Raw genomic sequence first — 24,820 nt, 5'->3', positions numbered from 1 at the left:
ACATATACTCAAACATCACTTTTGCGCATAACTGCAAACGGGTATATTGCCCCGGCTCCGTTATGGAGCGCGCGGCCGTGCGCGCAGAATTGCAGAGGCACCATCGGACTCCAGCAAGCGAAAACGCAGCGTTTTCCGAGTAGCCCAAAGCCTGAGAACAGGACTTATATGTACGTATACGACGAGTACGATCAGCGGATCATCGAGGACCGCGTCAAGCAGTTCCGTGATCAGACCCGACGCTATCTGGCAGGTGAGCTGAGCGAAGAAGAATTCCGCCCCCTTCGCCTGCAAAATGGCCTGTACATCCAGCGTTTCGCGCCGATGTTGCGTGTGGCGGTGCCTTACGGCCAGCTGACTTCGCGTCAGACCCGCATGATGGCGAAGATTGCCCGTGACTACGACAAGGGCTACGCCCACATCAGTACCCGGCAGAACGTGCAGTTCAACTGGCCGGCGGTGGAAGACATCCCGGACATCCTTGCCGAACTGGCCACCGTGCAGATGCACGCGATCCAGACCAGCGGCAACTGCCTGCGCAACGTCACCACCGACCAGTTCGCCGGTGTCGCTGCCGACGAATTGATCGATCCGCGCCCATGGTGCGAAATCGTCCGTCAGTGGACGACCTTCCACCCGGAATTCGCCTACCTGCCGCGTAAATTCAAGATCGCCGTCAACGGTTCGACCGCTGACCGTGCGGCCATCGAAGTCCACGACATCGGTCTTGAGCCGGTGCACAACGCCGCTGGCGAACTCGGTTTCCGCGTGCTGGTCGGTGGTGGCCTCGGTCGTACCCCGGTGGTGGGCGCGTTCATCAACGAGTTCCTGCCATGGCAAGACTTGTTGAGCTACCTCGACGCCATTCTGCGGGTCTACAACCGCTACGGTCGTCGTGACAACAAATACAAGGCGCGGATCAAGATCCTCGTCAAGGCACTGACCCCAGAAGTGTTCGCGCAGAAAGTCGATGCGGAAATGGAACACCTGCGCGGTGGCCAGACCACTCTGACCGAAGCCGAATTGCAACGTGTCGCCAAGCACTTCGTCGATCCGGATTACAAGGCGCTGGACAACCAGACTGCCCAGTTGGCCGATCTCGACAAAGAACACCCGGGCTTCGCCCGCTGGCGTACCCGCAACACCCTGGCGCACAAGAAGCCGGGTTATGTCGCCGTAACCCTGTCGCTGAAGCCGACCGGCGTTGCCCCGGGCGACATTACCGACAAGCAGCTCGACGCTGTCGCCGATCTGGCCGAGCGCTACAGCTTCGGTCAACTGCGCACCTCCCACGAGCAGAACATCATTCTTGCCGATGTCGAGCAGGACAAGCTGTTCACCCTGTGGGGCGAACTGCGTGAAGGCGGTTTCGCCACGCCGAATATCGGCCTGCTGACCGACATCATCTGCTGCCCGGGCGGTGATTTCTGCTCGCTGGCCAACGCCAAGTCGATCCCGATCGCCGAATCGATCCAGCGCCGTTTCGACGACCTCGACTACCTGTTCGACATCGGCGAACTCGACCTGAACATCTCCGGTTGCATGAACGCCTGTGGTCACCACCATGTCGGCCACATCGGCATCCTCGGGGTGGACAAGAAAGGTGAGGAGTTCTACCAGGTGTCCCTCGGCGGCAGCGCAAGCCGTGACGCAAGCCTGGGCAAGATCCTCGGCCCCTCCTTCGCTCAGGACGCCATGCCTGACGTGATCTCGAAGCTGATCGACGTGTACGTGGAACAGCGTACCGAAGACGAGCGCTTCATCGACACCTATCAGCGTATTGGCATCGACCTCTTCAAGGAACGCGTCTATGCAGCGAATCATTAAGAACAACGAAGTCGTCGACGAAACCTGGCACTTGCTGCCCAAGGATTTCAACATCGACGAGATCAGCAACTGCGACGATCTGATTGTGCCGCTGCAACTGTGGCGTGAACACAGTCGCATGCTCCAGGCCCGCGACGGCGGCCTGGGTGTGTGGCTGGACGCCGACGAAGAAGCAGAAGAAATCGGTGACGACGTCGCCGAGTTCCAGGTCATTGCGCTGAATTTTCCGGCGTTCACCGACGGCCGCAACTACTCCAACGCGCGTCTGCTGCGTGACCGTTACGGCTTCAAAGGCGAATTGCGGGCGATCGGCGATGTCCTGCGCGACCAGTTGTTCTACATGCACCGCTGTGGCTTCGATGCCTTTGCCGTGCGTGCGGACAAAGACCCGTACGAAGCCCTGGAAGGTCTCAAGGACTTCTCGGTGACCTATCAGGCGGCCACTGACGAACCGCTGCCGCTGTTCCGTCGCCGTTAACGAACAAACCTTGAACCCCGCCCGGGGTTCAAGGCGCCTGCCCCGCCACGTCGGAACTCAGAATCAAGCAACTTCGTCAGCAGGCAGCGTCACGGCTGGATGTCTCGCCAAGGCTGCAGATGTAAGGCGCTGGACCAGTCGCGCATTCTCGTTTTTGAAATTTTCGACAATCGCCTTCAGACGTCGAGAAGCTTCAGCGCGCTGCAGATTCTCCTGCACTTCAAACTCCCTGAAGGCTTGAGCGCTACGCTGGGTAATAGCGTCAAAATCTGCCGGATAAGTCGCAACCAGGTATTCGTACCAGAAGATCCGGTTATTGAATGAGGTCAGCAACGCGTCGTCTGCCTCGGCTTTGACGACCTCTTCGTAAGCGTGCTGAAGCTGTGCGGGGGTAACGTCAACATTCTGGATGAAATTCATTTCCCTGGGCTGAGCAGGCAGATCCAGACGCCGCGCCAGCCTCACGCGGTAGATCAGACTGAGTTCCTGTGCCTGGGCGTGGGTCATTGGCCCGACAAGCGTGCGACGACCGATCTCGATCATGGCCTGACGCTCTACCTCCTGCAATCGAAACAAGCCCCTCATCAGATGAACCAGCTCTCCTTCCAGTGTGCGATTTCCGGTGCGCGCCGCATGCACGGCTCGAAAACACAGGACCCTCACCTCGATATCGCTGAATTGCCCCGACACATTCTCCGCCCCCACTCGCCCGATGCGAGCCATTCGAAACAACGTGCGGCGCAGCATGTCATCTTCGCCCGCAGCCTCCAGCACGTTCCATACACGCCGACTCAAGTCGATTTGAAGCAGATTGAACTCCGCTGTGTCGTGCATCTGTGCGAGCAGATGAAAGAAATCCCTGGACCATGGATAAGCCGACAGTGAGTCCCAGAGTGCCTGTCTGGAGGCCAATGCATCACCGCTCAGGCCGCGCATCCAGATCGAGCCGCGTCTGGCCGAATCCGGCTGGACTGCCGCAACCTGATGGTACTCGGCGGCCAGAATTCCCAGACTGATGCCGCTGGATCGTTGGTACTCGGCTATTTCACGCAGACTCGAGGTAGAAAATGGATTGCCATCAACATTGGTCCCGCGGTTCAACGCAGGTTCAGCAGCAAAAACCGCCTGAGGGATTTGTGCGATCAGGTTGTCACGCAGATCAAGTGTGCGCAGCGTCGACAGTGCGTGAGCGCCGACTGGCCATTCGACTATCTTCGTACCGCGTAATGCAAGGCGTTGCAATTGTCGCAGCGCGCTGACGTCCGGAGTGCGGCCCAGGGCAGGATTGAAGCTCAGGTCAAGGGCGTGCAACTGATCCCTGTTCCCCAGCCACTGGACCGCTTCCGGCGTCAGTTGAATCTGGTTGTCGCTTAAATCCAGGCTTCTCAATCTGGACATGGCAGCGATCGCTTGAGGGACTCGGGTCAACTGATTGCGGGTCAGACTCAAGGTGCGCAGATTGGCGAAGTTGTGCAAAAACCTGATAAATCCGGCGCTGGTTCCCACGCTGTCCATTTCCAGCGTACCGACATGACTGAAATCGCCGACGATCATCGGCAGTTCGCCCAGAGGTTGCGGATCGAGTCTCAGAATGTAGAGCGTCTCCGGCATGTCGGGTGTAAGGCCGGTCTCCTTGCGCCAGGCGCGCAATATAGAGTGTGCTGCCCGCTCTTTGCTGTGCCTGGGGACCTTGAGCCTGGGTCCGTCACCCTCCTGATAATGCGTCGGGCGATTGATCCAGCGCTCCAGTGCAAAACGGATGGTCTGGAGTTCCTGGCGCATTGCCTCGAGCTTGCGAGTGACCAGCACGTCATCGGTGCCCAGCGTCGTCAGAAAGTGCTCGATCAGGGCGGGCGAGTGAGACGGATAGAGCTCCTGAGCACGCTGCACCAATGCCGCCGAATGTTTTGATGCAGGAGGCAGCCCCAGCAACGTAGCGTCCACAATCAACCGGTCGGCCAGCCCCATGGGTGAACGATATCCCGTGCGCTGCAACTTGATACCAATGGCCAGGGCAATGGCATCACGCCGCTTCAATGCCAGCTCGGTGATTTTCTTCCTCAAGCCGACACCTGCATCGTTGGCCTCGACGCCTAGTGCTTTGCGGGCACTGACCGGCAAGCCTTCCCAGAGCGTTTGAAAAAAATGCGCCCGGGTGCGCTGCAGGTGTGTGGCCAACACCTTGTTATGGCCATCGGTCGCTTTGAACTTGTTCGGGTAAGCCTCGATAAAGAGTTTATTGTCAGCGTCATTCGTACCAATGCTGGCCTTTTTCTCTGAATGCAAGGCCCACTCCGTGATCTCCACAAACACGTCATTCGTCCAGCCCGGCAAGTGTTTGACGGTGTTGAGCACCAATCGGTCCGAGTCCAGTCCGCCAGCCGCGTCAAGGTACAGCCCTTCGTAGGCCCGATTCAGGCGCACCACCTGCGCGTAGCGCCGCGCTTCCTCCACCAGTCGCAAAGGCACAATTGCATTGTCGAGCTCTTGCCACTCGCTGAAGTCGGCGTTGTGCACCAACTCATCAGCAACACTGAAGGGCAGGTCCGCAAACTTTTCCCGAATCACCGCGGCTCTCGGCTCCGTGCTGACATCCAGACGCTGGTAAACCCGGGCAAAAAGAGGCAGTTTCTTGCTTTCCGAATGCTCGGCTATCACTTTGCTCAAGGCTTGAGCCTGGCTCGCCGCATCCGTCGTCAGGCCAAGCAAGCGCGTGCGCTCCTCATCACCAAGGGCACTCAGCAGCGCGGGATAGAACTGTCCCTTTTCCAATAGATCGTTTGCGAGCGTTATCTGTCGGGGAGCAGAAACGGACCCATAGTGACTGACCTCGCTGCCGCCTGTATTGCGGATGCTGATGCTCACGTCCTTAGGCCAACGGCCCATTTCGGTCAACAGGTACAATTGCAGGTCGGGATCGGCTTGGGGCGCAGATAACGGCACGCGCATGCTTTCAACAAAATGGCTGACGTCTTTGTCTGCGCGAAAGCGCCGAACCGTGTCGACCAAGGTCGCCATGGGCCTGGCGCGGTCCAGGAAGAGCTGACGAAGTTGTTGTTCGTCGATGGCGCTGGTGGCGAGAATCTGTGCGCTTTCGCTGTCCGAAAACTCTTCCTCGCGATAGCCGAGGCGCCGGAACAACGTCAGCAGGTTCCATTTCTGCGGCAGTTCGGAATCGTGGCGCCACGCACCGACGCCGTTCGTTTCCATCACGGGTGAATAGCGCTCTGGCGAGGTGGGATGCTCGACCTTCCACAGATCAGTGCCCTTGATGGGACGTATCGCAAAAAGATCCGTGCCGGCTCGCATGTATTGCCGTTCACGCCACGTGACAAGCCCTTTAGCGTCTGCCGCGAGGCTGCCGGGCACCGATGAGGTCTGCTGATACGCCTTCAGGTCCGGTTTCCACAACTTTTTGGGAGCGGTGCCCACCGGAACTGACCGCAAGCGCCCGATCAAGCTCGAGGATTTCATCGTCTTGAAGCCCTTACCTGCCGCCTTACCCGCGCCAGCCATTGCCGCCATCAGCATCAGGTTTTCAATGACGTCAAACATGTAGTCCGTAGCTTGTTCCTGCTCACCCTGGGTCCAGCTCTCGATACCTTCGTAAACCTCTGCGAGCAACTGAATCCCGGCAATAGCAAACATGACCTCCCCGACAACCGGAACGAACGATGAGAGAAACAGCAGCGTATTGAGGCCAATGGTTTTATAGGTCTCCAGCCTGTCCAGGCGTGTTTTCTCATCCTCGTCATCCGTGGGTACCACCAGCAATCGCGCGTCAGCCAAGACATGGGCCGAGCGCTGTTGATACATCAGTGAAAACACCTCTTCTTTGATATCGAATCCATCGAGCGATATGTATCGAGCGGATACAGGAAGTGGCAACCCACCACTGTTTGGATTCAACAGCCGACTAGTGAGAAACGCAAGGAAGTCGGGCTGCTCACTCAACAAGATAAAACGCATGAAGAACTTGCGAAAGTCGGCAGTTCTCAAACGTCTACTCAGTTCGGTTTCAAATTTGGTAAACGATGAATATTCCTTTATCGGGTGCAGCGGGTCCCCGGGAAGGTAAACCACGCATCGATAATCTTCATCGGCAGGTTCAGTGACAGGGCCCACAAACATTGCTCCGTGCAGTGTAAGACCGCGCATTTCCAGTCGCTGATAACCGGGCGTATTGTTACCCAGTTTAAGTGGCACGTCACCGCGCCTGACGGCCTTGAGCAGTGTATATACATCGGCACTGATATGCTTTTTCATGAATGCAATGTGCACATCAACTTCGAACTGGTCTTTTGCAAATGCAACATATTTATCGTGCAGATTATCCTCTTTAAATATCGTATTGATGTGATCTTGATACTGCTTGCCCAGATCCAGTGAGCGACACAGTTTCGCAAACTCTTCAGGTTTTATCGGCAGGATCTTGTTGGTGCGGCCGGTGATACGCTCCGGAATATAGATCAGTGAATTGCCGTCATAGTTATCCGAGCGAGCCTCACTGGCCTCGAAGTTTTCGCACGCTGCCAATAGCAAGTCCCGGCCAATCGGCGTGACGAGTTTCTTGCGCAATTTGAGAAGGCTTGATATCGAGCGTATGTGCTGAAAGACCACGCCTGTTGTTTCGCACGGCATGTGCAACTTTTCCGAAAACGCAGTTTCCAGTAAGGGTCTGCAATATTTTTCAGGTGATTGAAGTTTGCGCAGCGTCGCGGACGCTGCGGCTCGGGACACAAAGCTTGCCATCAGGCTCTTGCGCAACGCGGCACGAACTTCTGATGAAGCCCCAAGCACCCAACCGGGCATTTGCTGTTTAACAACGGAAAAGAACGCACCCTGCTGTTCCGGCGTCATGGTGGGCAGGACGGTAGTGGAATTTTTCGCAGACATATTGATCAACCTCAGACTGATAAGAAAAACCAGACTAACGCTGAATAACTTATTAAAAAACGCTGATTAACTGATCAATAACTGCTTAAACAAGTTTGATTATAAAACTATAAAATACTTATTTACCGCACTCACAACACTTGAATGTGAAGGGCGTTGTCACCGACGCAATGACAACACCCTTCTCACCAGCTTTTTACCAGAAGCGTTGCTGGGTCAACCGACTCCACCAGCTCAACAGCACGCGGTCCACCGAACTGCTTGCCGCCATGCCGATACGTTCTTGCAGGCTTTTGCGCTCGGCATAATGCAGGTGATAGACCTCGGCCTGTTTGGCCTTCTGCGCAAGGTACTCGTCGCTGGTCTTGAGTTCATCGACCAGTTGTTTGTCCAGTGCCGCGATACCCAGCCAGACTTCCCCGGTCGCCACGTCGTCGATGGCAAGTTGCGGGCGGTAGCGAGCAACGAAGTTCTTGAACAGTTGATGGGTGATGTCGAGGTCTTCCTGGAACTTCTCGCGGCCCTTTTCGGTGTTTTCGCCAAACACGGTCAGGGTGCGTTTGTACTCACCAGCGGTCAGCACCTCGAAATCGATATCGTGCTTCTTCAGCAAGCGGTTGACGTTGGGCAACTGCGCAACCACGCCGATCGAGCCGAGAATGGCAAACGGCGCACTGATGATCTTCTCGCCAATGCACGCCATCATGTAGCCGCCGCTGGCCGCGACCTTGTCGATGCACACGGTCAGAGGCACGCCGGCTTCGCGGATACGCGCCAGCTGCGAGGACGCCAGACCGTAGCTGTGGACCATGCCGCCGCCGCTTTCCAGACGCAGGACAACTTCGTCCTTCGGCGTAGCGAGGGTCAGCAACGCAGTGATTTCATGACGCAGGCTCTCGGTGGCCGAGGCCTTGATGTCGCCGTCGAAATCCAGCACGAACACCCGTGGTTTGGCCTCGGGTTTTTTCTTCTGCTTCTTCTCGCTCTTTTCGGACTTGGCCTCGCCCTTGCGCAAGGCCTTGAGCTGATCCTTGTCGAGCAGGGTCTGCTCCAGACGCTCACGCAGGCCTTTATAGAAATCATTGAGCTTGCTGACCTGCAACTGCCCCGCCGACTTGCGCCGCCCCTTGCTGCGCAACGCGGCAAAACTGGCGAGCACCACCAGAATGGCGATCACCAGGGTGACGGTCTTGGCCAGGAAACTGGCGTATTCGGTGAAAAACTCCACAGAGACTCCTCAAAACGATGCGTGGATGTGCGGCACACGCGGAATGGCTCCAGCATACCCATGCGCCGGCTCGTCGACCAGCCGTGAAACCTCTGGCAACACCCCTGTAACGGGCATTTCAAACAAGCGTATGTTTTTTCATTGACAGCTCCCCGGCATCCTCATAACCTCGCCAAACCTTCAACGTACCGGGACGACGCGGACGTGGGCAGCATCTATCTGATTCGACATGGCCAGGCCTCCTTTGGTGCAGACGACTATGACGTCCTGTCGCCGACCGGTGTGCGTCAGGCAGAAATCCTCGGTCAGCACCTTGCTGAACTGGGGATTCGCTTCGATCGCTGCCTGGCAGGTGATCTGCGCCGCCAGCAACACACGGCCACCAGTGCGCTGGAGCAATTCACCGCCAAAGGCCTGTCGGTGCCGACGCTGGAAACCGATTCCGCGTTCAACGAATTCGATGCCGACGCGGTAATCCGCGCCCTGCTCCCGGCGATGTTGCCCGACGAGCCGGAAGCCCTCGATATCTTGCGCAACGCCGCGCAAAACCGCGGCGAGTTCCAGCGCATTTTTGCCCTGATCATCGAGCGCTGGCTGGCCGGCACCTATGACACACCGGGGCTTGAAAGCTGGCTGGGCTTCGTTGAACGGGTTCAGGCCGGATTGCATCGAATTCTTGAACAGGCCGAAAAAAACCAGAAGATCGCGGTGTTCACCTCGGGTGGCACAATCACCGCCCTGCTCCACCTGATTACCCAAATGCCTGCGAAACAGGCTTTTGAATTGAATTGGCAAATCGTCAACACCTCGCTCAACCAGCTGAAGTTTCGTGGTCGCGAGGTGGCTCTGGCTTCCTTCAACAGTCATGCCCATCTGCAACTGCTGAAGGCCCCGGAACTCATCACTTTCCGCTGAGTCCGGATTACTGTGACCCTTGCTGTAATCACCCAGCTCCTATTACCCAAGAAAGGATCGAACCATGACCTCCGTAGCTGATGCCGTACAAGCAATGAAAGCCAAGTTCAACCCAGCCGCTGCTGCCGGCCTGGATCTGGTCTTCGGTTTCCGCATCGACGACACCAAGAACTTCTCGCTGATCGTCAAAGACAGCACCTGCGAGCTGCAAGAAGGCGAGAACCCGGACGCCCAGGTCACGCTGGTAATGGACGGCGAAACTCTGCAAGGCATCGTTGACGGTTCGACCGACGGCATGCAAGCGTTCATGGGCGGCAAACTGCGCGCTGAAGGCGACATGATGCTGGCGATGAAACTGTCCGAGCTGTTCCCTTCGTAATACCGCTGTTCAGTCAAAAAAATCCCGCCCATGTGGCGGGATTTTTGCGTTTGGCGCCAACGCTTTAGCAAGGCGATATCCCTGTAGGAGCTGCGGCACGCTGCGATCTTTTGATCTTGAAACAAAAAACAAGATCAAAAGATCGCAGCGTGCCGCAGCTCCTACAGGGTTTTTGTTGAACATCAGTGTGGGGGCAATTCGTCACTTCGTCCGGCCGCACAACATTTGGCGACACAACGTTGACCAAGATCACTGACGCACACCTTGCCACTGATTACTCTTCCCGCTCCATCGAAGGCCAAGGAAGGCTCACCGGGAGCCTGCGGCTGATCCCATTCAAGGAAGAATCTTCATGCGACCACTCAACATTATTCTGCTGTCATCGGCGTTCAACGGCCTGACCCAACGCGCCTGGCTGGAACTGCGCCAGGCCGGGCATTCGCCCAGCGTTGTAGTGTTTACCGACGAGGCGACGGTGTGCGAACAGATAGAACACAGTGGCGCCGACCTGGTGATCTGTCCGTTTCTCAAGGACCGTGTTCCGCAAGCGCTGTGGAGCAATACCGCACGGCCAGTGGTGATCATCCACCCCGGCATCGTCGGCGATCGCGGCGCGAGTGCGCTGGACTGGGCGATTACCAACGAGTTGTCGCGCTGGGGCGTGACCGCGTTGCAAGCGGTCGAGGAAATGGACGCCGGGCCGGTATGGGCCACTTGCGAGTTCAACCTGCCGGCAGGCCTGCGCAAATCCGAGCTGTACAACGGGCGGGTCAGCGATGCGGCGATCCGCTGCATTCGCGAAGTGGTCGAGAAGTTCAGTGACGGATTCGTTCCTGTGGCGCTGGATTACGCCGACCCCAAGGTGCGCGGCCGCTTGCAGCCGAACATGAAACAAGTTGACCGCAGCTTCAGTTGGCATGACTGCGCACACTTCATCAAACGCTGCATCGACGCGGCGGACGGCCAGCCCGGCGTGCTGGCGAGTCTGGCCGGCGGGCAGTACTACGTGTACGACGCACATCTTGATTCACGCAGCGGGATCCCCGGTGAAATTCTCGCGGTGCACGACGATGCGGTGTTGGTCGCTGCCGGCGACCAGAGCGTGTGGATCGGCTCGCTGCGACGCAAACCGCAGCCCGGCGAAGAGACGTTCAAGCAACCGGCACGGCATGTTCTCGCCGGGCAATTGGCCGCTGTGCCGACGCTGGACTGGTCGATTGCCAGTCAGCCGTTCTGCGACGAGAAGTATCAGCCGATTCGTTACCGCGAATCCGGGCATGTCGGTGAGCTGACCTTCGAGTTCTACAACGGCGCCATGAGCACCGAACAGTGCAAGCGCATGGTCGAGGCGTTGCGTTGGGCCAAGTCCCGCGACACTCAAGTGTTGTTGATCAAGGGCGGGCGCGGGAGTTTTTCCAACGGCGTGCATTTGAATGTGATTCAGGCGGCAAAGGATCCGGGCGCTGAAGCCTGGGCGAATATTCAGGCAATCGACGATGTCTGTGAGGAATTGCTGACAGCGCGGCAACTGGTGGTCAGTGGCGTGACCGGCAGTGCTGGCGCTGGCGGCGTGATGCTCGCGTTGGCCGCAGACATTGTGTTCGCCCGCGCCGACATCGTGCTCAATCCGCATTACAAAAGCATGGGTTTGTACGGCTCGGAATACTGGACCTACAGCCTGCCCCGCGCAGTCGGTCCGGCAATGGCCGAGCAACTGACTCAAGCCTGTTTGCCGGTGAGCGCGACTCAGGCATTGCAAATGGGCATGGTTCAGGAGATCGGGCCGCGCTGCCCGGATGAGTTTTCGCTGTGGTTGCTGCAACGGGCCAACGGCGTTCTGAGCGATCCAACCTACGCCGCCGTGCGTGACCGCAAGTTGCGGATTGATCAGGAACTGATCCGGCAATGTCGCGAAAGCGAGTTGCAAGAGATGCAGGAGGACATGCTCTACAACCGCAATGGGTTTGCCGAGAAGTGTCGGAATTTTGTCTACAAGCGCAAGGTGTGTGGTACGCCAGCGCGGTTGGTGGAGGATTGGGCTCGTCCATCACCGACACTGCAACCCTGCGCGATCTCGGTGTAGGAGCTGCGGCACGCTGCGATCTTTTGACCTGTTTTTCAAAGACAAGATCAAAAGATCGCAGCCTCGTTCTACTCGACAGCTCCTACAGGGTTTTGTGTCGAGCACAGATCTTGCGTACGGCCGCGATGTACGATGACGTGGTATCGGCCCTGCACTTACAATGCCCCCACCTCAAACACCGGCCCGCCCATGGACATCGACCTCGCTCGCACCTTTCTGGAAATCGTCCGTCACGGCAGTCTCGCGGCAGCGGCGCAGAAGCTGTTCGTCACCCAAACGGCGATCACCGCCCGGGTGCAGAAACTCGAAAGCCAGTTGGGCAGTACGCTGTTCGTGCGCAATCGCGCCGGGGCGAAATTGACGCCCAATGGCGAGGCCTTCGTGGTCTATGCCAATCAATTGGTGCAGACCTGGGAAGCGGCGCGACGCGACCTGCCGCTGCCTGAGGGCTATCACAACGTGCTGCACATCGGCGGCGAAGTCAGCCTGTGCAACCCGCTGATGCTTAGCTGGGCGGCCGAGCTGCGCGAGAAGATTCCCGGGCATGCCCTGCGCATGGAAATCCGCGACGGTGAAAACCTGCTGCGCCAGCTAGAACTCGGCGTGCTCGACGCGGCGCTGGTCTATCAACCGGAATACTGGCCGGGGTTGCAGGTCGAGCAGGTGCTGGAGGAAAAACTGATTCTGGTGCGCGCGCCTGATCGCCCGGATCCCTACGTTTATATCGACTGGGGCCCGGACTTCCGCCGCCAGCACGACGCTGCCCTGCCGGAAAAAGCCAAAGCCGCGCTGAGTTTCAACCTCGGCCCACTCGCCCTGCAATACATCCTCGAAAACGGCGGCAGCGGCTACTTCCGCACTCGCGTTGTGCGCACCTATCTGGAAAGCGGCGCACTGGAAACCGTGACCAAAGCCCCGGAATTCGGCTATCCAACCTATCTGGTTTATTCGCGTGATCGGGACTCTGCAACGTTGCAGCAAGCCTTCAATCTGCTGCGTGAAGTGATTCGCACCGATGACGACTGGTCGCAACGCTGGAACCCGCTGAGCTGACGCAAGTACGCGGGCGAGCGCTTTACACCGGATCATGGCGCATGTGGCCTCAAGGTCCGGGCTGCACAAATGGCCGGATCGGCTAATCTGCCGGGTACAACAAAATACCCGCAGGTGAACGCAGTGAGGCAGACCACCGAGGCATTCCGCAGCCGCTATCGCGCGGCGATTCATCCGCTCTACAACCCGTGGCTGCACGGCGCCTTCGTGCTGTTGTTCGGGGTGCTGGCCATCGGCGCGTTCTGGAGCAGCGTGCATCAGGTGAGCTGGCTGGAATGGCTGAGCGTGCCGCTGACCCTGCTGTTTTTCAACTTTGGCGTGTACATGGTCCATCGCCATCTCGGCCATCATAAAAAAACCTTCGCCAAAATGTTCTACGCCCGGCATGCGGGCGACCATCACAGCTTCTTCACGCCCGGCCACATGACCTACGACAGCGCTCGCGACTGGCGGGTGATTCTGTTTCCGGCGTGGCTGATCGTTATTCATACGCTGGTGATTACGCTGCCGCTGTGGTGGCTGTTCGCGCAGTTCAACGCCAACGTCGCCGGGCTGTTCGCTGGCAGCATGGTGCTGGGTTATCTGGCCTACGAGGTGTTTCATGCCGCCGAACACTTGCCGCCGCACAACCCGCTGACGCGGCTGCCGTGGATCCGTCAGATGCGTCGTTTGCACGAGCTGCATCACCGCCGCGAGCGCATGCAAGAGCGCAATTTCAATATTGTTCTGCCGCTGATGGACTACCTGTTCGGCACCCTTTACTGGGAGCCGCAAGCCACCCCTTTGAGCTATTCGAGAATGCCCATGACCCGCATGCAGCACCAGATCGATATCGCTGGCGAACCGATTGCCGTACTCGCCTACGCAGCCAGCGTCGGCCGCTGGCCCGAGTGGCATCCGTCATCGCTGAAGATCGACGGCCCATCCGGTCCGCTGCATGCAGGTGCGCGTTTTGAAGAAGACATTCATGCCGGCGGCCGCGCAGGTCATCTGAGCTGGGCGGTCAGCGAATACCTGCCCGGGCGACGCTGGTGCGCGCGAGCCCAGGGCGATCACGGGCTGTCGCTGGAGTTGACTTACGAGTGCTGCGCCGAGGGTGACGGCACGCGGTTTGTGCGCACGCTGGATTATCGTTTCGGCGGTTTGGGCATGCGTATCGCCAATCGATTGCTGCTCAAGCGGCGCATTGACCGTGAGTCCGCCGCATCCATGCTCGCGCTGCGTGACATGGCTGCGCAGTATCTGGCTTCAGAGAGGGCCAGCGCATGAGGTGGCGGCAGGTTTTGTTGCTGCTGATTGTCGTCGTCATCGCGTTTCTGCTGCTGATGCCCACCAAGGTCGAGCCGGTCGCCTGGACACCGCAGGCGGCGCCCTCGTTGAGCGAAGGGATTTACGCCGATAACCAGCGCCTCAAAGGTGCGGTGCAGGTCGGCCCCAGTGACATCGAAGGGCCGGAAGCGCTGCTGCTGGAAGGGGAATTCCTGATCACCGGTCTGCATGACGGCCGGCTGATCCGCAGCAGTCTGGATGGCAAGGAACGCAAAGTACTCGCCGACACCGGTGGCCGGCCGCTGGGGCTTGCGCGGCATCCCAACGGGCTGCTGGTGATCGCCGACGGGATCAAGGGTTTGTTGTCTCTCGATGCACAGGGCCAGGTGACGGCCTTGACCAAAGAGGCCAATGGTGTGGCCTTCGGTTTCACTGATGACGTGGCGATCGACAAATCCGGGCATTACGCCTACTTCAGCGATGCTTCCAGCCGTTGGGGCTACGGCCATGATGGCGAGGCGATCATTGAGCACGGCGGTGACGGACGTTTGCTGCGCTATGACTTCCAGACCGGCAAGACCAGCATCCTGCTCGATAAATTGCAGTTCGCCAACGGCGTGACGCTCGGCCCCGATGACGCTTATGTGCTGGTCAATGAAACCGGCGCCTACCGCATCAGCCGCTTCTGGCTGAAGGGCCCCCAGGCGGGCACCCATGACCTGTTTATCGACAACTTGCCGGGGTTGCCGGACAACCTGTCATTCAATGGCCGCGACCGGTTCTGGGTTGCGTTGTACGCACCGCGCAATGCCTTGCTCGATGGCACGGCCGGGCATCCGTTCGTGCGCAAGATGATTGTGCGGGCGTTGAGCGTGTTGCCCAAACCCGTGGAGAAGCGCGGGTTTGTGTTGGGGCTGGATTTGCAGGGCAAGGTGATTGCCAATCTGCAGGATGCGAGCGAGGGCAATTATTCGCCGATCACCACGGTGCGTGAGTATGGGGACTGGTTGTATTTCGGGTCTTTGAAGGCCATGCATATGGCGCGGTTGCCGTTGGCTGATGCGCTGAAGTGAGTCTGTCGGTTTTGTGTTGAATTGACAGACGCCATCGCTGGCAAGCCAGCTCCCACAGATATTGGGTCGTGCACATAATCTGTGAACTACATGAACCCCTGTGGGAGCTGGCTTGCCAGCGATAGCGGTCTATCAGTTGCTGGACTTGTCGAACTTTTCGGGGTCTTCGTCTTCAGGAAGATCCTCGACAGGCTCATCCGGATTGGCCGTGGTATGCGCCGGGCTGTTCGGCTCGGGATGCGTCGGCACCGGGTCGAATGCGCCCTGCTCTTCACTCGGGAATTTGGGATCGCTCATGGGGCACCTCGCAAGGAGTCGATGAATTCGGACTCTGAACATTCGAGGTGCCGGTAGGGGCTGTCGTTCCCGTCAATCCGCAACCGTAGGTCGGCGGACAACTAGAGGATCAGGACGGTGCCTGCAAGTGACTGACGATCTCGTCCTTGACCTTCAGACGCTTCTCTTTGAGTTTTTTCAATGCGTCGTCGCTGGGAGCGTCCGAAGTGGCCGTTTCGGCCTTGACCACGTCGGCATCAGCCTGGGAATACTTGTTGATCAGTGAATCCAGTCGCGGATCCTGGGTGCGTTTTTGCTGGATCTCTTCCTTCGTGCAGCTCAAGTCCTGAAACAGGTCATGGGGAACCGGCATGGAACACCTCCGTGAGTTGATCGGTGACCAACGCGACCGATTGCGCTGGCCAGTCATCAGAATGGCCTCGGTCGGGGCGTTCTGTCGACTCCCTGTCAGACCAGCGGTGGCCGTTCGTCGCCCTGTCGCAAATGCGATAAAACCTTTCGTCGGTGCACTCGCTCCATTGAATAACGCTCACAAAAACCTGCGTGGAGATACACCAAATGGACGGATTCAACCTGCGTCACATTGCTCTGGCCGTTGCCCTGAGTGCCAGCATGGGCAGCGCTTTCGCTGCTACCGACAATGACTTCGTCGACAATGCCGCTGCCGGTGGCATCGCCGAAATCGAAACCAGTCGCCTGGCGCTGGAAAAAAGCCAATCGGCCGATATCAAGAAATTCGCCGAAATGATGATCACCGATCACAGCAAGGCCAATGACGAATTGGCGACGATTGCCAAGGCTCACGATATCGAGGTGCCGGACACCACCACGCTGGTCAAACAGGCCAAAGAGAAAATCCTCGAAGTACGTGACGAGTCATTCGACGCGGCCTATGCCAACAACCAGGTGAAGGCTCACGAAGACACCATTGAGTTGTTCAAGAAACAAGCCAATACCGTGACGGACGACAAGGTCAAGGGTGCAACTGAACTGAAAGCCTTTGCCCAGAAAATGCTGCCAGGACTGGAAAAACACCTGGCCGCGGCGAAAGAGCTGCAGGCCAAACACCCAAGCAAGTAAGTATCGGGCAGTCAAAAAAAGGCCGCATCCAATGGATGCGGCCTCGTCGTTTTCAACCTCGATCAACCCCCATCAGTATCAATATCCGCATCCGTCTCCTCCCCCGGCTTCGCCCGGTCCGGCTCAGGTTCGAAACCGGGGCTGAACTCGTTGTCGTTATCGGTGTTCTGGTTCTTCTGATCCACTGCCGGGTCAGCACTTTGCGTCTGGCCTGTATCGCCCTGCTGCTGCGCAGGCTGCGTCGGCGCCGATTGCCCCGGTACTTGCGGGTCGATCGCCGGGTCATTGCGATTGATCGCTTCCCCGGATTGATTGTGCTGCTGTGTCGATTGCTCGTTCATAAGCACCTCATTAGTCATCGCCAGCGCGACTGAAACCAGTCGGGCCTTGCAGATTCGAAGCCGCCATCGCGCCAACGTTCAAAACATCGCGCCTTGGAACTCGCTGTTAACGGCTCAAGGCGCGGGCCAGAAACGGCGCCGTCCGGCTCTTTTTACTGGCGGCAACTTTCTGCGGCGTGCCCGCCACGACAATCTTGCCGCCCTCATCCCCTGCCCCCGGGCCGATGTCGATCACCCAGTCGCTTTGCGCGACCACGCGCATTTCGTGCTCGACCACGATGACCGTGTGCCCTGCTGTCACCAGCGTATCCAGTTGTTCCAACAGTCGGTCGACATCCCGCGGGTGCAGGCCGGTGGTCGGTTCATCCAGCACATACAACGTCGCGCCGCGCTGATTGCGCTGCAACTCGGTGGCCAGTTTGATCCGCTGCGCCTCACCGCCCGACAGCTCCGTGGCCGGTTGACCCAGTCGCAAATAACCAAGGCCGATATCGCGCAGAACCTCCAGCGAACGGCGAATCCCCGGCTGCCCGACAAAAACTTCCACCGCCTCATCGACCGTCAATTGCAGCACCTGAGCGATGCTCAAACCCTCCCACAAAACCGCCAGCGTCTGTGGGTTGTAGCGCGCGCCATGACAGGTCGGGCACGGCGCATACACGCTGGGCATAAACAGCAACTCAACGCTGACAAACCCCTCGCCTTCGCACGTCGCGCAACGGCCCTTGGCAACGTTGAAGGAAAACTGCCCGGCGTCATAGCCCGCCGCTCGCGCCTGGGGAGTGGCGGCAAACAGCTTGCGCACGTTGTCGAACAGCCCGGTGTAGGTCGCCAGATTGGAGCGTGGCGTACGGCCGATGGGTTTCTGATCGACCTGCACCAGGCGCTTGATCGACTCCAGCCCGGCCGTGATCTGGCCGCTGCTGACTTGCGGCGCGTCGTCTTCAAGGCTCAGCTCTTCAGCCTCAGCCTCAGTGCTTGGCCGTCCCAGTTGTGCACCGACCAGTTCCAGCAACGCCTGACTGACCAGACTCGACTTGCCGGAACCGGAGACACCGGTCACCGACGTGAAGCAGCCCAAAGGAAACTCGGCGCTGAGGTTGTTGAGGTTATTGCGGGTGATGCCCTCCAGCTTCAGCCACGCCGTCGGCTTGCGCGCGGCACGCGTCTGGCGTGGCGCTTCGGCGAACAGATAAGCCCGGGTCTGCGATTGTTCGATGTCAGCCAGCCCCGCAGGTGGGCCGCTGTACAACACCTGACCGCCCTTCTCACCCGCCGCCGGCCCGACGTCAATCAACCAGTCAGCGCGGCGCATGGTTTCCAGATCATGCTCAACCACAAACAGCGTGTTGCCATCGGCCTTCAAGCGCTGCAAGGCTTCGAACAACGCCTCACCATCGGCCGGATGCAAACCGGCGGAGGGCTCATCAAGCACGTAGATCACGCCAAACAACTGCGAGCCCAATTGCGTCGCCAGTCGCAGGCGCTGCAACTCTCCGGACGACAAGGTCGGCGTGCTGCGTTCCAGAGCCAGATAGCCCAGCCCCAGTTCGGTCAACGTGGTGACCCGTTCCAGCAGATCCTCGGCAATGCGCTGCGCCGCCAGGCGTTTTTCCAGTGACAGGTTCGGTGTATGGCGCACATCTGGCGCGCTGGCGTGACCACTGGCCCCCTTTGCGACGCGTTGTTGACGGGCCTCGCGGGTTTGCGCGTGACTGAGGGTTTCGCCGGTTTCCTCGGCATGTTCGAGGTAACTGGCGGCCGCCACCGGTTTTAGAACTTCGGCGACTTGCAGCAGCGGCATCTGTGACAACTCGCCGATGTCGTACCCGGCAAACGTCACCGCCAACGCCTCGCGCTTCAGCCGTTTGCCATCGCACAACGGGCAAGGACTGCCGAGCATGAACCGCGCCACGCGCTTTTTCATCAGCGCACTTTGCGAGTGGGTGAAGGTGTGCAGGATGTAGCGGCGGGCGCCGGTGAAGGTGCCTTGATAGCTCGGTTCCATCTTGCGTTTGAGGGCGACACGGGTCTCTTCCGGGGTCAGCCCGGCGTACACCGGCACGGTCGGGGTTTCTTCGGTGAAGAGAATCCAGTCGCGCTGCTTCTTCGGCAATTTGCGCCACGGGATGTCGACGTCGATGCCCATGGTCACGAGGATGTCGCGCAGGTTCTGCCCCTGCCATGCCAGCGGCCAGGACGCCACGGCACGCTGGCGAATGGTCAGGTTCGGGTCAGGTACCATCAATTGTTCGGTGACTTCATAAACCCGCCCGAGACCATGACAATCAGGGCAGGCGCCCTGCGGCGTGTTCGGCGAAAAGTCTTCGGCGTACAGCATCGCCTGCCCCGGCGGGTAACTGCCGGCGCGGGAATAGAGCATGCGGATCAGGCTCGACAACGTAGTGACACTGCCCACCGAGGAACGCGTGCTCGGCGTACCCCGCTGCTGTTGCAGGGCCACGGCGGGCGGCAAGCCTTCGATGGAATCGACATCCGGCACCCCGACCTGATCAATCAGCCGCCGCGCGTAGGGCGCGACCGATTCGAAGTAGCGGCGCTGGGCCTCGGCATACAAGGTGGAAAAAGCCAGGGACGACTTGCCCGACCCGGACACGCCGGTGAACACCACCAATGCATCGCGGGGGATGTCGATGTCGACGTTCTTCAGGTTGTGCTCACGGGCGCCACGCACGCGGACCATGCCGGCGGGTGCTTTGGAGGTGCGTTTGGAAGTCATTGGCGGGCCTTGTTCAGGAGTCTGGATTATCTGTCGATAGTTATGCAGACCCTGTGGTGAGGGGATTTATCCCCGACGGAGTGCGAAGCGCTCCCCCGGCATTTTTCCAGACATACCGCAGGCTCAGGTTTTGCGACGGCTGCGCCGCCGATCGGGGATAAATCCCCTCGCCACGGATGACTTTCTCATCACAGGTGATCTTCCTCGCCATGAAGAAAGGGGTGAATTGGGGTCAAGCGCCGAGCACCGAACGAATCATCTGCAACATCGACTCCGGGCTATAGGGTTTACCGAGCAAATGTGTGTCGGGGCTCAACTGGTGGTTGCGCGAGATGATGTCGCGGGTATGGCCGGAGGTGAACAGCACCGCCACCGGTGGCGTCTGCACCTTGGCCCAGGCGAACAGGTCGGAACTTTTTATAAGCCCGGGCATGACCACGTCGGTGAAGATCAGATCGACTTCGACACCGTCCAGCAGCATTTGCATTGCCGCATCGCCATTGCCGGCAGTCAACACGCGATAACCCTCTTCGCGCAGCAGTTCCACTGCCGAGGCGCGCACCGCGTCGTTATCCTCGACCACCAGAACGGTCTCGTGACCGCCGCCCAGCGGTTCGTCGGTCGCCGGTGATTCTTCGCGAATCGGCCGCAGACTGCGCGGGAAGTACAGCTGCACGCGCGTACCCTCGCCCAGCGTGCTGTCGATCTCGACATGCCCGCCGCTCTGTTTGACGAAACCGAACACCATGCTCAAACCCAGCCCCGTGCCCTGGCCGTCGGCCTTGGTGGTGAAGAACGGTTCGAACACCTGCTCCAGAATCTGCGAGGGAATGCCGGCGCCGGTATCGCTGACCGCCACCCGCACGAATTCGCCGGGAACGATGCCTTTGCCGGCGCAAAACGTGCTGTCCAGAAAAGTATTGAAGGCGCTCAGTACAATCGTGCCCTCGCCTTTCATGGCATCGCGAGCGTTGATCGCCAAATTGAGAATGGCGTTTTCCAGTTGATTGCGGTCGACGTTGATGTGCCACGGCTCTTGCGGCAATTGCACATCGATCTGAATGGTTTCGCCCAGCGCCCGTTGCAGCAACTCACCGACGCCTTCAAAGATCTGCTGCGGATTGCACACGGCCGGCGACAGCGGTTGACGCCGGGCAAACGCGAGCAGTTGCGAAGACAGCTTGGCCCCGCGCTCGACCGCCGCCAGCGAAGCGCTGACGCGCCGCTGCACATTGGCGTTATCCGGCTCATGCCGCGCCAGCAGGTGCAGGTTGCCGGCAATTACCTGCAACAGGTTATTGAAGTCATGGGCCACGCCACCGGTAAGTCCGCCAATGGACTCGAGCTTCTGCGACTGGCGCAGTTGTTCTTCGGCTGTCAGCCGCGCTTCGACTTCATCGGCCACGCGCTGTTCGAGGTTACGGGTGAACTTGAGCAGGGATTCTTCGGCGCTCTTGCGCTCGTGGATATCGATCAACACCCCGGGAAAACGCAGCGCTTCGCCGTGCTCGTCGAATTCGCAACCGCCGCTGGCCAGCACCCAAAGGTAACTGCCATCGCTGCGCAGTACGCGGTATTCGACGTTGTACGGCGCGCCAGTCTTTACGCAATGGTCAATATTTTCCTGAACCCAGGCACGGTCATCGGGGTGAATTCGCGATTGCGCAATGTGTTGTGCCAGGTTGCTCAGATCATGTTCCGGCGGGTAAGAAAACGTGCGGGCAAAACGCTCATCCGCCGACAACACATTGTTCTTCACATCCCAGACAAACGAGCCGAGCAAAGCCCCGGCGTTGAGCGCCAGGCGCACGCGTTCGTTGTCGGCCCGGAAGGCTTCCTCGGCGGCTTGACGCAATTGCTCGGACCGCACGAGTTCGGTGGTTTCCACCACCATTGCCATCACCCCGGACGGACGTCCTTCGTCATTGGCCACGGGGCTGTAATACAGATCCATCCAGACGTTTTCAGGAACCCCGTCGCGCAACAACACCAGCTCTTTGTTGCGAAACGACAAAGTGCCACCCGCCAGGCAAGTGTCGACCACATGCCGATTGAACTCGGCAACTTCCGGCCAACCCAACTCCACCGGCGCACCGAGCAAGTAAGGATGGCGGCCACCGGCAAATTCCGAATAAGCATCGTTGTAGATCATGTAACCGGCGCGGCCCCAGAGCATGACCATCGGCAACGGCGAGGCGAGCATCATCTGCACGGCGCAGCACAGGCTGGCGGGCCAGGTATCGAGCGGACCCAGTTCGGTATGGCTCCAGTCGAACGCGCAGATGCGTCCGGCCATTTCGCCTTTCCAGCCTTCACAACCGTGGCTATCGGATAAAAACTGCATCGAGTGACTCGGTGTCCTGTGTGTTTGCCCGAATGATCGCGAAGCCAAATCGCTGCGATCGCCCGTCTGTTTCGAGCATCGTCTGACTCATTGGTTTCATTAGAGGTATAGCCGATTTCAAGGCCGGCTCAGGATTAAACGCCGATCAGGTGTTTGAGCGGATGGTAGCCAGTTTTCATCTTCGCGGCGACGTCGAGAATCGCCTTCTCGATGCCGTTGAGGTGTGTGCAGGTCAACTCGATGGCAGCGCTCTGATCGCCGGCCTCGATGTATTCGATCAGGCGCAGGTGTTCGTTGTCGCGGCAGGCCTCATGGCTGTCGTCGTCCAGCGCGGCAATGTACAGCGAGGCGCGGGAAATCAGCTTCTGGAACCAGTCGAGCAGCACCGGGTTGTTGAGGCTGCGCGCGAGTTTGATGTGGAACTCGCCGAGCAAGTGAATCAGCCGCGGATGGTCCCCGGCCGCGTGGGCCTCTTCCTCCAGCAGCAGGTGTTCACGCAGCTCTTGCATCGCTGCGGTGTCCTTGCGGCGGCACAGTTCAGTGACGATGCCGATCTCGATCAAGCGCCGGGTTTCGAACAGCGAACGGATCTCTTCATTGCTCGGCAACGACACCGACGCACCTTTATTGGGCTCGGTCGTCACCAGTCCATCGGCCTCCAATTGCTTGAGCGCGGCGCGAACCGACGTGCGGCTGACATTAAATAACTCCGCCAGCGAGGCTTCGCCCAGTTTCATCCCCGGACGCAACGAGCGCTTGCTGATCGCCTCGTAAACCCCTTGGTAGACGCGGTCGACCGTGGTTTCCGGTTTTTTCTCGGTCATTCGAAAGCTCCTTCAGTGCTGGCAACGCAGCAGTGGCGCATGAACTGTCGCGCAGAATATCGCCTTCGGCCTGAAGATGCAGGGTCTTGATTACGAGTCGATGAGATGCCGAGCGCTTTGGGCTCCTGAAAGCAAAAGATCGCAGCCTTCGGCAGCTCCTACAGGGAAATACATTCCGAATGTAGGGGCTGCCGAAGGCTGCGATCTTTTGATCTGCGTTTTTAGTCCGTGCCGTACTTCGGCGAACGCGGACCGTACAACAGACCTGCCGGATGCCCGGCCGACAGCAGGCGATTACTGGCCACGCCGGCAATCGGGAAACCGGCATCGGTGGAACTGTTGATGATCTGCTTCACCGCCGCCGTGATCAGCATGCCGATCAGGCCGCCGCCACCGTTGTTGCCGCCCTCTTCGCTCGATGCACGGGCCGAGCCGGTCCACAGCGTGGTGCCGCTTTTCAGATCAACCAGTTTCGCCGTTGCAGTAACTGCGGTTTCGCTGCTGATCACCATGTAACGCGTCCCGTATTCGGTCACGGTGATGTACAACGCCGCGTCGGCGCCGAAGATTTCCTGCAGTTTGTTGGCCGGTGCCTGGTGGATATCATCCGGCGTGGTCAAACCGTTCTGGCGAAAAGTCTCGTCAACCAGTGTGATCGGCAACACGTAGTAACCGGCCTCGGCCAGTGGAAATGTTACCTGCGACAGCAGGCTGTAGGAGGCTTTGACGTCAGGTGAAGTGTTCAGCGGCGGCAATACCAGAATGGTCTTGGGCCGTGCCTGCTTGTACGCCGAATAGTCCACGGTCTTGGGCTTGACGCAGCCACCGAGCACGCTCAGTGCCAGCACGCCGACCAGCAGTTTCACTGCACGCGGGATCATTTGGCGTCTCCGGTCTTGGCGTTTTTAAGCAGAAAATCCATGTACGTGCCGGACTCGGGAAACAGAGTCTTTTCTGTACGGAACTGCTGCACCATCTGATCATCCTTGCCCATGCTCAGATAGAGCAGACCCAGGTGCGCGTGGTAACCCGGTGGTACGGCTTTACCCGAGGAGCGGATTTTTTGCAGGTCGGCTTCCAGCGCTTCGGCCTGGGCTTCTTTCGGTGTTTCGCTTTTGAAGTATTCGTAGACCTGCGGTTCGTAGCCTTCCCACTGGTACAGGGTTTTCGGGCCGGCACAACCGGCCAGCAAGGTGCTGGCGGCCAGGGTCAAGGCCAGCAGCGACCGCGACAGAGTCAAATTCATGTGTTGTTGCTCCTTGCAATGGGCGTCGATCAGTTGCCCGGTTTCCAGGCACCGGCGTTCATGCCATCCACCAGACGATTGATCGCCTCGCGCATGGCCAGATCCAGGACTTTGCCGTTGAGGGTGGAGTCGTAGGCAGCGGTGCCGCCGAAGCCGATGATTTCGCGGTTGGACAAGGCGTACTCGCCTGCGCCCTGGGTCGAATACACCACTTCCGAAGTGCTGATGTTGACGATGTTCAGGTTGACCTTGGCGTAAGCGACCTGGGTCTTGCCACGGCCGAGAATGCCGAACAACTGGTGATCGCCAGTCTCTTTGCGGCCGAACTCGGTGACGTCACCGGTGACCACGTAATCGGCGCCTTTCAGACGCTGGGCCTGGCCCTTGATCGCCGCTTCCTGCTGGATTTCGCCCATGTTGTCGCGATCCAGCACGGAGAAACGGTTGGTCTGCTGCAAGTGCGTGATCAGGATGGTCTTGGCCTGACCGCCGAGACGGTCAACGCCATCGGAAAAGATCCCGCGCATGTAGCTGGAACGGTTGTCGAACTTGCCCACCGCCATCGGCACACGAACGCCGGTCCAGACTTGAGAAGCACTTTCAACCTTGGCCACCGGCAGCGCACGGGAGCTTTCGGTGGCGCAACCGGCGAGGGTGCTGGCCAGCGTGCCGAGCACGGCGATTGCAACGCCTGAGACCAACATCCGGGAGATCATTCTCACTGAGTATTCCTTCTTGAAAAACGGT

General features: G+C 59.0%; 20 protein-coding genes. 9 read left to right on the top strand and 11 right to left on the bottom strand.

Annotated elements, in window-relative coordinates; all coding sequences use genetic code 11:
* Positions 1–168 precede the first annotated feature (168 nt).
* Both ICA16_RS03075 and ICA16_RS03070 read left to right on the top strand, forming a co-directional pair.
* Positions 169–1,827 carry a nitrite/sulfite reductase gene (locus ICA16_RS03075; RefSeq protein WP_150615443.1) on the top strand — a complete coding sequence of 553 codons (1,659 nt, stop codon included), beginning with the start codon at positions 169–171 and terminating at the stop codon, positions 1,825–1,827.
* On the top strand, positions 1,811–2,305 hold the full coding sequence (locus ICA16_RS03070) for a DUF934 domain-containing protein (protein ID WP_150602473.1): 495 nt from the start codon (positions 1,811–1,813) through the stop codon (positions 2,303–2,305). The genes ICA16_RS03075 and ICA16_RS03070 overlap by 17 nt, the downstream gene beginning before the upstream one ends.
* A gap of 63 nt (positions 2,306–2,368) precedes the next feature.
* On the opposite strand, the gene ICA16_RS03065 is transcribed toward ICA16_RS03070, so the two are convergent.
* Entirely contained in the window at positions 2,369–7,201 is a 4,833-nt protein-coding gene (locus ICA16_RS03065) for an NEL-type E3 ubiquitin ligase domain-containing protein (protein ID WP_228734118.1), read from the bottom strand.
* A gap of 196 nt (positions 7,202–7,397) precedes the next feature.
* Positions 7,398–8,429, bottom strand: coding sequence for a protease SohB (sohB, locus tag ICA16_RS03060; RefSeq protein ID WP_150602474.1), 1,032 nt, complete (start codon positions 8,427–8,429; stop codon positions 7,398–7,400).
* 204 nt (positions 8,430–8,633) lie between these two features.
* Here sohB and ICA16_RS03055 point away from each other — a divergent pair, with 204 nt between their 5' ends.
* The 6 genes from ICA16_RS03055 (at position 8,634) to ICA16_RS03030 (ending at position 15,201) form a co-directional block, all read left to right on the top strand.
* The gene (locus ICA16_RS03055; protein WP_150602475.1) at positions 8,634–9,344 is read left to right on the top strand and encodes a histidine phosphatase family protein; all 711 of its coding nucleotides are present in this window, start codon (positions 8,634–8,636) and stop codon (positions 9,342–9,344) included.
* Positions 9,345–9,408: 64 nt separating this feature from the next.
* Complete coding sequence (locus ICA16_RS03050) at positions 9,409–9,723, top strand: SCP2 sterol-binding domain-containing protein (RefSeq protein ID WP_007946492.1); 315 nt, start codon at positions 9,409–9,411, stop codon at positions 9,721–9,723.
* 352 nt (positions 9,724–10,075) lie between these two features.
* A complete protein-coding gene (locus ICA16_RS03045) occupies positions 10,076–11,806 on the top strand; it encodes a hydrogenase maturation protein (RefSeq protein ID WP_210699903.1) in 1,731 nt (576 codons plus the stop codon).
* Between the two features lie 189 nt (positions 11,807–11,995).
* Positions 11,996–12,859: a LysR family transcriptional regulator gene (locus ICA16_RS03040; protein WP_042559420.1), complete on the top strand. Its 864-nt coding sequence runs from the start codon at positions 11,996–11,998 to the stop codon at positions 12,857–12,859.
* Positions 12,860–12,982: 123 nt separating this feature from the next.
* Positions 12,983–14,128: a sterol desaturase/SRPBCC family protein gene (locus ICA16_RS03035; RefSeq protein WP_210699902.1), complete on the top strand. Its 1,146-nt coding sequence runs from the start codon at positions 12,983–12,985 to the stop codon at positions 14,126–14,128.
* Positions 14,125–15,201 carry an SMP-30/gluconolactonase/LRE family protein gene (locus tag ICA16_RS03030; protein ID WP_210699901.1) on the top strand — a complete coding sequence of 359 codons (1,077 nt, stop codon included), beginning with the start codon at positions 14,125–14,127 and terminating at the stop codon, positions 15,199–15,201. Before ICA16_RS03035 ends, ICA16_RS03030 begins: the two co-directional genes overlap by 4 nt.
* Before the next feature lie 132 nt (positions 15,202–15,333).
* Here the strand turns inward: ICA16_RS03030 and ICA16_RS03025 are convergent, their stop codons facing one another.
* Positions 15,334–15,498 carry a hypothetical protein gene (locus ICA16_RS03025; RefSeq protein ID WP_191626417.1) on the bottom strand — a complete coding sequence of 55 codons (165 nt, stop codon included), beginning with the start codon at positions 15,496–15,498 and terminating at the stop codon, positions 15,334–15,336.
* Between the two features lie 109 nt (positions 15,499–15,607).
* Entirely contained in the window at positions 15,608–15,850 is a 243-nt protein-coding gene (locus ICA16_RS03020) for a DUF465 domain-containing protein (protein ID WP_042559423.1), read from the bottom strand.
* Between the two features lie 206 nt (positions 15,851–16,056).
* On the opposite strand from ICA16_RS03020, the gene ICA16_RS03015 reads away from it, so the two are divergent.
* Positions 16,057–16,578, top strand: coding sequence for a DUF4142 domain-containing protein (locus ICA16_RS03015; RefSeq protein ID WP_150602479.1), 522 nt, complete (start codon positions 16,057–16,059; stop codon positions 16,576–16,578).
* 62 nt (positions 16,579–16,640) lie between these two features.
* Here the strand turns inward: ICA16_RS03015 and ICA16_RS03010 are convergent, their stop codons facing one another.
* The 7 genes from ICA16_RS03010 to ICA16_RS02980 form a co-directional block, all read right to left on the bottom strand.
* Positions 16,641–16,919, bottom strand: coding sequence for a hypothetical protein (locus ICA16_RS03010; RefSeq protein WP_150602480.1), 279 nt, complete (start codon positions 16,917–16,919; stop codon positions 16,641–16,643).
* A 106-nt stretch (positions 16,920–17,025) separates the two neighbouring features.
* Positions 17,026–19,659 carry an excinuclease ABC subunit UvrA gene (locus tag ICA16_RS03005; protein WP_210699900.1) on the bottom strand — a complete coding sequence of 878 codons (2,634 nt, stop codon included), beginning with the start codon at positions 19,657–19,659 and terminating at the stop codon, positions 17,026–17,028.
* A 232-nt stretch (positions 19,660–19,891) separates the two neighbouring features.
* Positions 19,892–22,003, bottom strand: a complete 2,112-nt coding sequence (locus ICA16_RS03000) for a hybrid sensor histidine kinase/response regulator (RefSeq protein WP_210699899.1) — start codon at positions 22,001–22,003, stop codon at positions 19,892–19,894.
* 134 nt (positions 22,004–22,137) lie between these two features.
* Complete coding sequence (locus ICA16_RS02995) at positions 22,138–22,827, bottom strand: GntR family transcriptional regulator (protein WP_042559433.1); 690 nt, start codon at positions 22,825–22,827, stop codon at positions 22,138–22,140.
* 221 nt (positions 22,828–23,048) lie between these two features.
* On the bottom strand, positions 23,049–23,708 hold the full coding sequence (locus ICA16_RS02990) for a DUF799 domain-containing protein (RefSeq protein WP_042559434.1): 660 nt from the start codon (positions 23,706–23,708) through the stop codon (positions 23,049–23,051).
* On the bottom strand, positions 23,705–24,073 hold the full coding sequence (locus ICA16_RS02985; protein WP_150615432.1) for a DUF4810 domain-containing protein: 369 nt from the start codon (positions 24,071–24,073) through the stop codon (positions 23,705–23,707). Before ICA16_RS02985 ends, ICA16_RS02990 begins: the two co-directional genes overlap by 4 nt.
* A gap of 29 nt (positions 24,074–24,102) precedes the next feature.
* Positions 24,103–24,789 (bottom strand): CsgG/HfaB family protein, encoded by a 687-nt coding sequence (locus ICA16_RS02980; RefSeq protein ID WP_191626419.1) that lies wholly within the window; start codon positions 24,787–24,789, stop codon positions 24,103–24,105.
* Positions 24,790–24,820 lie beyond the last annotated feature (31 nt).

Source organism: Pseudomonas anatoliensis, from assembly GCF_017976235.1.
GTDB lineage: Bacteria > Pseudomonadota > Gammaproteobacteria > Pseudomonadales > Pseudomonadaceae > Aquipseudomonas > Aquipseudomonas anatoliensis.
This window is presented reverse-complemented; position numbering and strand designations above follow the sequence as displayed.